Source organism: Sphingomonas sp. 179-I 2A4 NHS (genome assembly GCF_045369135.1).
In the GTDB taxonomy this organism is placed as follows: Bacteria; Pseudomonadota; Alphaproteobacteria; order Sphingomonadales; family Sphingomonadaceae; genus Sphingomonas.
On record NZ_JBIQFL010000002.1, the window covers coordinates 115,509 to 127,980 of the forward strand.

Sequence of the window (12,472 nt, forward strand, 5' to 3'; positions counted from 1 at the left end):
CAGCCTATCCCTTCGCCGCGCGGCGTCGAGCCCCTCTCCCGGCGCGCCCGCCTAAAACGAACGGGGCCCCGCGTTCATCACGCGAGGCCCCGCTTGGTCACCCGATGATCGGGCGCTTACTTGATCTTCACCGCGATGAACGCCGGCGGATTGCGCCCGCGCACCACCGACAGCAGCACCTGCGGCCGGCCCGCTGCCTTCGCGGCTGCGACCCCGCGCTGGACGTCGGCTGCGGTACGCGCCGGTACCGAGTTCACCGTGACGATCACGTCGCCGCGGCGCAGCTTCTGGCCAGCGTCGCTGGACGCATCGACCGAGCTGATCACCACGCCCTGCACGGTCGAATCGACACCCACCTGGCGGGCGATCGCCGGGGTCAGCGGCTGCACCGTCACGCCGATGCCGTTGCTCGCCGGTGCGGCCTGCGCACCCGAATCGTCCTCGGCGAAGCTGTCATCCGCGCCGCCGGCCTGCGCCAGCTGCTCCTCGGGCGGGCGAACCGCAGTGGTCACCGTCACCGTCACCGGCTTGCCGTCACGAATGATGTCGAGCCGCGCCTGCTGGCCCGGGCGGACATTGGCGACGAGGTACGACAGCGTCGTGTCCGGGCTGACGGCAGTGCCGTTGACGCGGGTCACCACGTCGCCCGCGCGCACGCCGGCTTTGGCCGCCGGGCCGCCCGGCTCTGCCCGTGCGATGATCTCGCCCGAATTCTTCGGCAGGCCAAGCGCCGCTGCCAGATCGTCGCTCAGCTGCTGGATGCTGACGCCGATATAGCCGCGCTGGACCGGCTGGCCCTTCATCAGCGTGTCGATCACGGGCTTGGCGTCTTCCGCCGGAATGGCGAACCCGATGCCGATATTGCCGCCCGACTGCGAGAAGATCTGGCTGTTGATGCCGATCACTTCGCCCTTCAGGTTGAACATCGGGCCGCCCGAATTGCCCTGGTTGATCGAGGCGTCGGTCTGGATGAAGCGGTCGTTTGCGCCCTGACCGGTCACGCGGTGCACGGCCGAGACGATGCCCGCCGTCACCGTGCCGCCGAGGCCGAACGGATTGCCGATCGCGACCACCCAGTCGCCGACGCGTGCGCCGGTCGAATCGCCGAAGCGAACGAAGGGCAGCGGGCCCGGTGCGTCGATCTTCAGCAGCGCGAGGTCGGATGCCGCGTCGCGGCCCACGAGCTTCGCGACATATTCCTTGCGATCGGGCAGCGTCACCCGGATCGCTTCCACGGTCGCCTGGCGGTTGCCCGGCGCAACGACGTGGTTGTTGGTGACGACATAGCCGTCGGGCGAAATGATGAAGCCCGAACCCAGCGACTGTGCCTCGCGGGTGATCGGCGCACCGTTCTGCCCGCGCCCGCCGCCGAACTGGCCGAACAGGTCAGCGAACGGCGTGCCGGCGAACGGGTTCGCCGGCTGCGCGATCGTCACCTTCTGGTCGGTGGAAATGTTCACGACTGCCGGCTGCAGCTTCGCCACGAGGTCGGCGAAGCTCATCGGCGCGCCCGCCCGTGGGGCGGCGGACTGGATGGTGCCCGGCTCGTTCTGCGCGGTCTGCGCGGTGGCAGGATTCTGCAGCGCCAGTGAGGCGGCGGTACCACCGAGGAGTAGAGCGCCAGTCAGCGCATAGGCATAACGCACGATCTTCATGTTCCTCTCGTTTATCCGGCCCGGGGCCGGACCATAATCAACTACCAAAAAGACGATGAACGGTGATTGAATAGGGCCAGATCGCCACCGGTTCCGCTTCGCCGCCGTTCAACGGTTATTGAATTCTTTCAGATAGGCATTGTCGCGGCCCATGATAATGCTTGTCGAGCCCCCCTGGCTCGGATTTCCGTCCGCCCCGAAGGTGTGCCGATACGACTGCATCGCGCGGTAGAAATCGTAGAACTTGGGATCCTTGCTGAACGCCTCGGCATAGATGCGCGCGGCGGTCGCGTCGGCTTCGGCGCGCACGATCTGCGCCTGCTTCTGACCTTGCGCGGTAATCGTATTGGCTTCCTGCTGGCGCGCGGTGCGCATCCGCTGCAGCGCGCTTTCGAGCGGGCTGCCCTCGGGCAGGTCGGCATGCTTGATCCTGACGTCGACGATCGTCGCGCCATATTGCTTGGCGTCACGCTGCAGCGATGCCTGGATCGCGTCCATCACCTTGCCGCGCTCCGGGCTCAGCAGCACCGAGAACGGCACCTTGCCCAGTTCGTTGCGCAGTGCCGTGCCCAGCAGCGGGCGAAGCTGCTCGGCCACCCGCTCCTCGGTGTTCGACGTGCTGCCGGTCGATGTCACCGCGCGCAGCGGATCTACGATGCGGAAGCGTGCGAACGCGTCGACGTTGAGGCGCAGCTGGTCGGTGGACAACACCAGCGTGTTGTCGAGGTCAGCGTCCAGCACGCGCTTGTCCACCCACACGATCTTGTCGATGAACGGGATGCGCGCGATCAGGCCGGCGCCGGTATTGCCGATCACCTGGCCGGGCTCGTACTTGTTCACCGGCTGGCCGACGGGCTTGTTCAGCCGCAGGATCACCGCCTGCTTGGTCTCCGGCACGATCGCGAAGGTCGCCGCGGCGAGGATCGCGGCACCCAGCGCTGCGAAGCCGATCGTCACCGGGTTACGCATCACCCCGCTCATCGGCCGGCCCCCTGCGCCGGCGCCGGTGCGGCTTCCACCTGCGGGTCGGCCAGCTTGCGGGCACGATCCAGCGGCAGGATCGGCGCCACGCCCGGGGTTTCCACGATCGTCTTGTCGGTCTTGGCCAGCACGGCCTCCATCGTCTCGTAATACATGCGGCGGCGCGTCACTTCGGGCGCCAGCTTGTACTGCTCATATACCTTGTCGAACGCCGCGGCCTCGCCCTGCGCGCGGGCGATCACCTGCTGCGAATAGCTGCGCGCATTGTTGAGATCGCCGACCGCCTTCTGCTGCGCCGCGGTCACGGCGTTGAAGTCGTCGATCAGGCTCGCCGGGGCTGCCGCCTGGCGGATCGACACGCCCTGCACGCGCACGCCGGCCTTATAATCATCCAGGATCTGCTGCATCATCTGCGTGACGCGTGCCTCGATCGTGGTTCGCCCGGCGCCGATCGCCTCGTTCAGCGTCGTGGTCGCCAGCACCGCGCGCATCGCGCTTTCCGCGGTCGCGCGCACCGTCTCCACCGGGTCCTTGATGTTGAACACGAAGTCGCGCGGGTTATCCACGCGCCACCGGACGGTGTAGGCGAGGTCGAGGATGTTCTGGTCGCCGGTCAGCACGTTCTCGCTGCCGTTGCGCGGGAATTCGTCCACCCGCACCTGCTCCACGTCCACCTTCTGCACCGATACGAACGGCGCCGGCAGCGTCACGCGGATGCCGGGATCGAGCATGCCCGAATAGCGCCCGAAAAAGGTCACCACGCCGCGCTGCTGCGGCCCGATCTGGTGGACGGAGGTGAAGATCACCCACACCGCGACGATCAGCGCGACGCCGATCAGCCACAAATGGCGTGCATTGGCGCCGATCGGCAGCTGCGGGCCGCCCCCGCCGCCACCACCACCGCCGCCACGGGCGCGCTTCAGGAATTCGTCGAGCGCGGTCGGTTTCGGGGAGCCCTTGCGGCCGCCCGGCGGCACTGCCCAGGGATTGCGCGGCGCACCGCTATTGTCGTCGGTGCCACCGCCGCCCCACGGGCCTTTAGGTGTTTCACTCATCAGAATCGGCGGTCGGCGCAGCCACTGCGGCAAGATCGTCATGATCTCCTTTATAGGTGTCTTACCCGCGAAAAACAGTGCCAAGCCGCACAGAAGCGGCGTATCGGGCCAATCCATGAACGAGAATGACGTGAAAAATGCGGTGGCTGCGGTTGCCGGCGACCGGGCCGTCGTCAGGGTCGAAGGCGGCCGCATCGGCGTGGTGGTGGACGCGACCGGGCTGGATGGGACGGCGCGTGATGCGCTGGAGGCAGCGGTGCGCATGGCCGCCGGGCCGGAAGCGCGCGTGGTGGTGACGGCGGAACGGCTCAACCGCCGGCTGATCGCGGTGGCCAGCGGCAAGGGCGGGGTCGGCAAGTCGACGGTGTCGGCAAACCTCGCGATCGGCCTCAGCCACGCCGGCCGCCGCGTCGGGCTGGTCGATGCGGACATCTACGGCCCGTCGCAGCCGCGGCTGATGGCCGCCGAAGGCGAACGCCCGCAGGCTAAGGACAAGGTACTGCTGCCGATCGCCACGCGTTACGGCGTGCCGATGCTCTCGATGGGCCAGCTGATCGAGCCGGGCAAGGCGATCGCGTGGCGCGGCCCGATGACGGCCGGCGCGCTCGGCCAGCTCGTCGACGCCGACTGGGGCGCTGCCGACACTTTGGTGATCGATCTGCCGCCCGGCACCGGCGACGTTCAGCTCACCATGATCCAGAAGCACCGCCCGGCCGGCGCGGTCATCGTCTCGACGCCGCAGGATCTCGCGCTGATCGACGCCACCCGCGCGATCGACCTCTTCAATAAGGCGGGCGTGCCGATCATCGGCCTCATCGAGAACATGGCCGGCTACGTCTGCCCGCATTGCGGCGAGATTTCCGATCCGTTCGGCAGCGGCGGGGCGGAAGCCGCGGCGCGCGATCTCGGCATCCCCTTCCTTGGCCGGGTGCCGCTCGACATCGCGATCCGCACCAAATCCGACGCCGGCGATCCCCCTGCGGCCGATCCGGCGGACACGATCTTCCGCCCGATCGCGCAGAAGGTTGCCGATTGGCTGGAAACCGCGGACGTTGCAGCGCGTTAGTCTAGGTACCGGTCGTGCCCCGCGCCTTTCTGCCGGCGGCACGAGCGGACCAGATTGTCGAGGGGAGCCCCCATGCCGCTGACCGCTGACGCCGATATCAAGGCGCTGCTCGAGGAAACGCGCACCATCGCGCTCGTCGGCGCCTCGGATCGCCCCGATCGGCCGAGCTATGGCGTCATGAAGCGGCTGCAGGATCACGGCTATCGGGTGATCCCGGTCAACCCGCAAATCACCGGCGAGCATATCCACGGCGAATATGTCTTCCGCGATCTGTCGCAGATCGGCGTGCCGATAGACATGGTCGATATCTTCCGCCGCTCCGAAGCCGCCGGCGAGGCGGTGGACGAGGCGATCGCCGCCGGCGCCAAGTCGGTGTGGATGCAGCTTGGCGTCATCAACCAGCCCGCGGCCGAACGCGCCGAAGCGGCCGGGCTGAAGGTGGTGATGGACCGCTGCCCCGCGATCGACATCCCGCGCCTCGGCGTCGCACCCGTCGCCGCCGAATAACCGCGCCTCCTGTCTCGTCACCCGGGCATGCTTCCGGGTCCCGCTTCCTCTTCCCGCGCGGGCCAACAAGCCCGGCGCCACTAAGCCGCTCGCCTTACCCCCTTCCCTTTCGCACGCGCAGCCGCAAAAAGGCCGCCAAACGGACTTGGGGAGAGGATCATGAAGTCACCGATCTGCGACATGCTGGGCGTGGATTTCCCGCTGCTGGCGTTCAGCCACTGCCGCGACGTCGTCGCCGCGGTTAGCCGCGCGGGCGGGTTCGGCGTGCTCGGCGCGACCGGCCATACGCTGGAAAGCCTGGAGACCGAACTCGCCTGGATCGACGCGCATGTCGACGGCAAGCCCTACGGCCTCGACGTGCTGATCCCGGAGAATCTCGCCACCGGCGGTGCCAAGGGCCTCACCCGCGCGTCGATCATGGACAAGGTGCCGGCCGAGCATCGCGCCTTCGTCGGCCAGCTCGCCGAGAAGCATCATTTCACCATGCCGGAGGAGCGCGCCAATTCCGATGCGCCCGCGCCGTTCGATCCGAACCTCGCGCTGGAAATGCTGGAGGTCGCCTTCCGTCACCCGATCAAGCTCATTGCCAACGCGCTGGGCGTTCCGCCCAAGGCGATGATCGACATGGGGCGTGAACGCGGCGTGCCGGTCGCGGCCTTGGTCGGCGCGAAGGAACATGCCATCCGCCAGGTCGATGCGGGGGTCGACATCCTCGTCGTCCAGGGCGGCGAGGCGGGCGGCCATTGCGGTGAGGTTTCCACCATGGTCCTCGTCCCCGAGGTGATCCGCGCGCTAGAGGCACATGGCAAGCGCGTCCCCGTCCTTGCCGCCGGCGGGATCATGACCGGCGGGCAGATGGCCGCGTCGATGGCGATGGGCGCCGATGGCGTGTGGACCGGTTCGGTCTGGCTCGCGACGCCGGAAAGCGAATGTTCGGACGTGTTCCGCGAAAAGATGGTCGAGGCCAGCTCGCGTGACACGGTCCGCTCCAAGAGCCGCACCGGCAAGCCGTCGCGCCAGTTGCGCTCGGCCTGGACCGATGCGTGGGAAGGCCCCGAATCGCCGGGCCCGCTCCCGATGCCCTACCAGTCGCTGATCAGCGAACCCGCGATCCGCGCCTGCGATGTCGCGGCGCAGAAGGGCGATCCGGCGGCGCGCGAGATGGTCACCTATTTCGTCGGCCAGGGCGTCGGCCTCGTCGATCAGGTGCGCCCCGCCGGCCAGGTGGTGCAGGATTTCAAGATGGAGTTCGCCGAGTCGATCGAGCGCATCACCGGGCTCGTCAGCGAATAAGGCCCCGCCGGCGCCGGTTCAGCGCCGCGGGCTCAGCAGGCTTCGGCCAGCGCCACCCGCGGCGCAAACTCGATCCGGTTCCGCCCGCGCGCCTTCGCCACGTACAGCGCGCGGTCGGCGGCGGACAGCAGGTCAGCGAGCGTCTCGCCATCGGTGCCGCGTTCGGCCACGCCGATGCTGACGGTGGCGGCCACCCCGCCGGTCGCGGCGTCGCTCGCGGCCGATTCGGCGAACCGCGCCGCCACCACCTGGCCGATCTGGCGGGCATGGATCCGTGCGTGGCCCGGCAGCAGCGCGGCGAATTCCTCGCCGCCGATCCGCGCCAGCACCGTGTCCTCGCCTGTCGCGCCGCGCACCACGCGCGCGAACAGCTTCAGCACCGCGTCGCCCGTCGCATGGCCATGGCGGTCGTTGATCGCCTTGAAATGGTCGAGGTCGAAGGCGAGCAGCGACATCGGCTCGCCCATGCCGGCACGCGCCATCACCCGCTCCCCTTCCTCGAAGAACCAGCGCCGGTTGCCGAGCCCCGTGAGATAATCGGTGCGCGACGTCTGCAGCAGCTGGTCGTGCGCTTCCTCGCGGATCATCGCCAGCAGGCTCATCGGAAGGGCGACCGAATACAGCACGCCCTCGTACATCGTCAGCGTGCTCGCCAGCGCCAGCACGTCATTGCCCCACATGCCCACCATCAGCGGCAGCGCGGTCGCGCGCACCACGTAGAACATCGCGTGCACGGTCAGGATCACGATCACCACGCGCCGCCCGCGCAGGCCACGAAGCATATGGTTGCGCAGCACTTCCCAGGTCGTCGCCGCGGACACCAGCGCGATCGGCCCGGCCGACACGTAATTCCACACCGTGCCCTGCCCACCGGCGCCCCCGATCGCCCAGATCGCGGCGATGGCGGCGAGCGTGGCGACCGACGCAGTCCGATAGCGCCGCCCCCGCAGCGCAGCGACACCGTTCAGGATCAGCAGGTATCCGGCCATGAAGCTGAGGTTGCTCAGCGCCGGCAGCAGCGGTCCGCTGCCATGGGCGCGCACCGTCGCCAGCACGCATCCCACCGCCAGCATCACATAGGCGCCGGCGAACAGCCGCAAGGTCGCCCGCCGCTGCGGCCGCGCCTCCCCTTCCCACACGGTCATCGCCGCGCTGAGCAGGAGAGTCCCGATCGCCAGGACGTAAAGAGTGAACAGATCGAACTGCATCGCGACACCAAGCTTCCTTCCCGCTCGCTACGCGCGACTTGGAAAGATCTTGTTAAATTCTCGGGAAAAACTGGCCCAGCGTCGGCCGTCAGATGCCCTCTGGGAACACCGTGTGTCCGGCGGCTTCCAGCCCCTGGGTAAGATCTGCGATGCAAGCGTCCACCGCGGCCGGATCTGGCGATCGAACGACGAAGTTGGCGCCGGTGCGCCCTTCGCGGAAGAAGGGATAGCTGCCGATCGCGACACCCTCATGGGTCTTTTCCGCGTTGCGCAGCAGGTCCGCCACTTCGCTTTCCGCGACCCAGCAGCCGATCTGGCGGCTGACGACCGGGCGGCCACCCTCCAGCGTGCCGGTTAGTGCGTCCAGCATCCCGGCGGTGATGTTCGGCACGCCGGCCATGATGAAGATATTGTCGATGTGGATGCCGGGCGCGCCCGACATTCGATTCTCGATGAGGTCCGCGCCCTCGGGCACGCGCGCCATGCGCAGCCGTGCATCGGTCACGCCGCCGCGCGAGGCATAATAACGATCGAGCACCGCCACGGCGGCGGGGTGGAACACCACCTGCACGCCAAGCGCCGCGGCGATCGCGTCCACCGTGATGTCGTCATGCGTCGGCCCGATGCCGCCAGTGGTGAACAGATAATCGTTGCGGGCGCGCAACGTGTTCACCGCCTCGACGATCGCTTCCTCGCGGTCGGGCACGACGCGCACCTCGACCAGCCTGATGCCCTGCACGTTCAGCCATTGCGCGATCTGCGCGACGTTCTTGTCCTGCGTGCGGCCGGAGAGAATCTCGTCCCCGATCACGACGAGCGCGGCGGTCCAGATGCGTTCGCTATCCATGCGCGGACAGGCATAGCCTCGCAAAAGTGCCGCCGTCACGCTATATCGCGCGGCATGACCGATTACGTCACCGTCACCAGCGACGCACCGCTCGGGCGCACCGGCGCCATCAAGCTCCACGGCCCCGATGCCTTTGCCGGCATGCATGTCGCGGGCCGCCTTGCCGCCGAAACGCTCGACATGATCGTGCCGCACATGGTCCCCGGCGTCACCACGGCGGAGATCGACCGGCTGGTGCACGATTTCATCACCAGCCGCGGCGGCGTCCCCGCGACGCTCGGCTATCGCGGCTACACGCACAGCTGCTGCATCTCGATCAACCATGTCGTCTGCCACGGCATCCCCAGCGAAAAGACGCTGAAGTCGGGTGACATCGTCAATGTCGACGTGACGCCGATCGTCGATGGCTGGCATGGCGATTCCTCGCGCATGTATCTGATCGGCGACGTGCCGCTGAAGGCCCGCCGCCTCGTCGACGTCACCTACGAATGCCTGATGATCGGCATCGAAAAGGCGCTGCCCGGCAACACACTCGGCGATGTCGCCCATGCCATCCAGCGCCATGCCGAGGCGCATCGCTACGGCGTGGTGCGCGATTTCTGCGGCCATGGCCTCGGCCGGCTGTTCCACGACGCACCGGAGGTCGTCCATGTCGGCCGCCCGGGCACCGGGCCCGAACTGAAGCCGGGCATGATCTTCACCATCGAACCGATGATCAACATCGGCCGCCCGGACGTGAAGCTGCTCGACGATGGCTGGACGGCGGTGACGCGCGATCGCTCGCTGTCGGCGCAGTTCGAACATTCGATCGGGATTACCGAAACGGGGTGCGAGATCTTCACCGTGTCGCCGGCGGGGCTGCACAAGCCGCCCTATTCCTGATCCCATTTCGGTGCCTCGCGCACCGTCCCGCGCCATTGCGGCGCATTGCCGCACCATCGGCGTGCACGGGACGGCCGCGAATGCACGGGTAATCGGCCCCGACCTGTCCGGGATGACAGGCTAAATCGACCGACTTATCCTCTTTCCTTTCGCCCCGACCTGCGCCAGTTTCCCGCCTCGCTCGGAACGGAGCGGGGGAGAGGATGATGCGGCTTGGATATGCGCTGATCGCAGCGCTGGCGCTGGTATCGTGCAAGGCAGCTACCAATGAAAACGAGGCGGCGGATCGCAGCGCCGCCACCGGCGCGGGCAAGGTCGATGCCGCGCTTCTGACCACCGGCGGCGATGGCCGCGACTGGGCAATGACCGGCTTCAATTATCAGGAACAGCGCTTCTCGCCGCTGACCCAGATCAACGCCGGGAACGTCGGCCAGCTCGGCCTCGCCTGGTATGCCGACATGCCCGATGCACGCGGCCAGGAAGCGACGCCGATCGTCATCGACGGCAAGCTCTTCGTCACCGGCCCCTGGTCCAAGGTCTTCGCCTATGATGCTGGCACCGGGCAGAAATTGTGGGAATTCGATCCCGGCGTGTCGCGCGAAAAGGGCGTCCAGGCGTGCTGCGACGTCGTCAACCGCGGCGTCGCTGCATGGAAGGGGCGCCTGTATCTCGGCACGATCGACGGCCGCCTGATCGCGCTCGACGCCGCCACCGGCAAGCAGGACTGGTCCGTCCAGACGACGGACAATTCAAAGCCTTACACGATCACCGGCGCGCCGCGTGTGGTGAAGGGGATGGTCGTCATCGGCAACGGCGGCGCGGAATTCGGCGTGCGCGGCTATGTCACTGCCTATGACGCCGCGACCGGCGCGAAGAAGTGGCGCTTCTACACCGTCCCCAACCCCACCGGCGCAGCGGATGGCGAGGCGAGCGATGCGGCCATGGCCAAGGTCGCGCCGACGTGGTCGGAAAACGGCCAGTGGAAGCAGTCCGGCGGCGGCGGTACGGTGTGGGATTCGATCGTCTATGACGCGGAGCTCGACCAGCTGTACCTTGGCGTCGGCAACGGCTCCCCCTGGAACCACGGCCTGCGCAGCGAGGGAAAGGGCGACAATCTCTTCCTCTCCTCGATTGTCGCGCTGAAGCCCGATACCGGCGAATATGTCTGGCATTACCAGGAAACGCCGGGCGAAACTTGGGATTTCACCGCCACCCAGCCGATCAACCTCGCCACGCTCAACATCGGCGGCCAGCAGCGCCGCGTGCTGATGCAGGCGCCCAAGAACGGCTTCTTCTACGTCATCGATCGCACCAACGGGAAGCTGATCAACGCCGGCCAGTTCATCCCCGGCGTCAACTGGGCAAGCGGCTATGACCTGAAGACCGGCCGTCCGATCGAGAACCCGGAGGCGCGCTATTACAAGACGGGCAAGCCGTTCCTTGCGGTGCCGAGCGCGATCGCCGCGCACAATTGGCAGCCGATGAGCTTCAACCCTCAGGCTGGCCTCGCCTATATCCCGGCACAGATCGTCGGCTCGGCCTATCTCAACCCCTCGTCGGACCTGGATAAGGCGAAGCCGCTCGGCTTCAACGTCGGCCAGGATCTCGGCAACGCCATGTATCCGCGCGATCCGGCAGCGGTGAAGCAGGCGATCGCCGGCGCCACCGGGCGGCTCGTCGCGTGGGATCCGGTCGCCAACAAGGCGCGCTGGACGGTGGATTATCCGACGCCGTGGAATGGCGGCACGATGACGACCGCTGGCAATCTCGTCTTCCAGGGAACGGCACTCGGCGAGTTCCGCGCCTATGCCGCGGATAGCGGAAAGCAGCTCTTCACCTATCCGGTCGGCACCGGGATCATGGCCGGCGCGTCAACCTTCATGATCGGCAACGACCAATATGTGGCGGTGCTCGCCGGGCGCGGCGGCGCGCTGCCGCTGTCGATCGGCTATGCCATCGGCAAGGCACGCGACGTGCCGAACGTGCCGCGCCTTTTGGTGTTCAAGCTCGGCGGCACGGCAAAGCTGCCGGAAACCAAGCCGCAGGATTCGACCCCGGTGGCCCTGCCCGAGAACAAGGCGACTCCGCAGCAGGTGGCACAGGGCCAGGCGCTGTTCGGCCGCTATTGCCAGGTCTGCCATGGCGCCAGCGCTGGCGGCGGCGGCGTGCTGCCGAACCTGCAGCGTTCCGCGACGCTCGGCGACCCCGACACGTGGAAGGCGATCCTGATCGACGGCATGCTGAAGGACCGCGGCATGGTTAGCTTCGCGAAGGTGCTGACGCCAGAACAGGCGCAGCTGATCCGCCTCTACGTCATTGACGAGGCGCATTGGGCGCAGAAGAACCTCGGCGGCGGTACCAAGACAGTGGCGCCGGCGCCGGGCGCGCAGAAGTCCCCCGTGCCGACCGGCGTGCGCTGAAACGGAAGCAAGCACGTGCCCCACAAACCGGCATGTACCCGCCCCCTGCCCAATCCTTAGGCAGCGGTTGTCGGTCGCCGGGGCGAGTCGCCGCCTTGCCCTTCGGGGCGGCGACTGGCACGTTCGATGCAAGCACCAGTCACGGGGCGAGGGTTCTAACCAAGGGGTGGGCGTTTCCGCGTGAAGAAGATCGAAGCGATCATCAAGCCGTTCAAGCTCGATGAGGTGAAGGAAGCGCTGCACGAAGTGGGCGTGTCCGGAATCACCGTGACCGAGGCCAAGGGCTTCGGCCGGCAGAAGGGCCATACGGAGCTGTATCGCGGCGCCGAATATGTCGTGGATTTCCTGCCCAAGGTGAAGCTCGAGGTCGTCGTGGAAGACGGTCTGGCCGAGCGCGTCGTGGAAGCGATCGCGCAGGCGGCACAGACCGGCCGGATCGGCGACGGCAAGATCTTCGTCATTCCCGTCGAAACAGCGCTGCGAATCCGCACCGGCGAGCGTAACGACGACGCAATCTGACCCGCACCATCCGGCACAGACCGGAAAAAACTTCGTCCC

Annotated in this window: 11 protein-coding genes; 6 read left to right on the plus strand and 5 right to left on the minus strand. The window is 67.4% G+C overall.

What is annotated here, in order from left to right; all coding sequences use genetic code 11:
- Positions 1-116: 116 nt before the first annotated feature.
- The 3 genes from ACH0CP_RS03815 to hflK all read right to left on the minus strand — a co-directional run bounded on the left by ACH0CP_RS03815 (position 117) and on the right by hflK (position 3,733).
- A complete protein-coding gene (locus tag ACH0CP_RS03815; RefSeq protein WP_294444318.1) occupies positions 117-1,646 on the minus strand; it encodes a Do family serine endopeptidase in 1,530 nt (509 codons plus the stop codon).
- Positions 1,647-1,763: 117 nt separating this feature from the next.
- A complete protein-coding gene (hflC, locus tag ACH0CP_RS03820; protein ID WP_294444308.1) occupies positions 1,764-2,636 on the minus strand; it encodes a protease modulator HflC in 873 nt (290 codons plus the stop codon).
- The gene (hflK, locus tag ACH0CP_RS03825; protein ID WP_294444309.1) at positions 2,633-3,733 is read right to left on the minus strand and encodes a protease modulator HflK; all 1,101 of its coding nucleotides are present in this window, start codon (positions 3,731-3,733) and stop codon (positions 2,633-2,635) included. The genes hflC and hflK overlap by 4 nt, the downstream gene beginning before the upstream one ends.
- Positions 3,734-3,806: 73 nt before the next feature.
- Here hflK and ACH0CP_RS03830 point away from each other — a divergent pair, with 73 nt between their 5' ends.
- The 3 genes from ACH0CP_RS03830 (at position 3,807) to ACH0CP_RS03840 (ending at position 6,557) form a co-directional block, all read left to right on the plus strand.
- Entirely contained in the window at positions 3,807-4,757 is a 951-nt protein-coding gene (locus ACH0CP_RS03830) for an Mrp/NBP35 family ATP-binding protein (protein ID WP_294444310.1), read from the plus strand.
- Between the two features lie 72 nt (positions 4,758-4,829).
- The gene (locus tag ACH0CP_RS03835) at positions 4,830-5,264 is read left to right on the plus strand and encodes a CoA-binding protein (protein WP_294444311.1); all 435 of its coding nucleotides are present in this window, start codon (positions 4,830-4,832) and stop codon (positions 5,262-5,264) included.
- Positions 5,265-5,423: 159 nt separating this feature from the next.
- On the plus strand, positions 5,424-6,557 hold the full coding sequence (locus ACH0CP_RS03840; RefSeq protein WP_294444312.1) for a nitronate monooxygenase family protein: 1,134 nt from the start codon (positions 5,424-5,426) through the stop codon (positions 6,555-6,557).
- A 32-nt stretch (positions 6,558-6,589) separates the two neighbouring features.
- Here ACH0CP_RS03840 and ACH0CP_RS03845 read toward each other — a convergent pair whose 3' ends face one another.
- Together ACH0CP_RS03845 and ACH0CP_RS03850 are read right to left on the minus strand one after the other, a co-directional pair.
- Complete coding sequence (locus tag ACH0CP_RS03845) at positions 6,590-7,765, minus strand: diguanylate cyclase (RefSeq protein ID WP_294444313.1); 1,176 nt, start codon at positions 7,763-7,765, stop codon at positions 6,590-6,592.
- A gap of 88 nt (positions 7,766-7,853) precedes the next feature.
- The gene (locus tag ACH0CP_RS03850; protein WP_294444314.1) at positions 7,854-8,612 is read right to left on the minus strand and encodes a molybdopterin-binding protein; all 759 of its coding nucleotides are present in this window, start codon (positions 8,610-8,612) and stop codon (positions 7,854-7,856) included.
- A 54-nt stretch (positions 8,613-8,666) separates the two neighbouring features.
- On the opposite strand from ACH0CP_RS03850, the gene map reads away from it, so the two are divergent.
- The 3 genes from map to ACH0CP_RS03865 all read left to right on the plus strand — a co-directional run bounded on the left by map (position 8,667) and on the right by ACH0CP_RS03865 (position 12,433).
- Entirely contained in the window at positions 8,667-9,494 is an 828-nt protein-coding gene (gene map, locus ACH0CP_RS03855; protein ID WP_294444315.1) for a type I methionyl aminopeptidase, read from the plus strand.
- Between the two features lie 206 nt (positions 9,495-9,700).
- Complete coding sequence (locus tag ACH0CP_RS03860; RefSeq protein WP_365928741.1) at positions 9,701-11,914, plus strand: PQQ-dependent dehydrogenase, methanol/ethanol family; 2,214 nt, start codon at positions 9,701-9,703, stop codon at positions 11,912-11,914.
- A 180-nt stretch (positions 11,915-12,094) separates the two neighbouring features.
- The gene (locus ACH0CP_RS03865; RefSeq protein WP_242416993.1) at positions 12,095-12,433 is read left to right on the plus strand and encodes a P-II family nitrogen regulator; all 339 of its coding nucleotides are present in this window, start codon (positions 12,095-12,097) and stop codon (positions 12,431-12,433) included.
- The last annotated feature ends 39 nt before the right edge of the window (positions 12,434-12,472 follow it).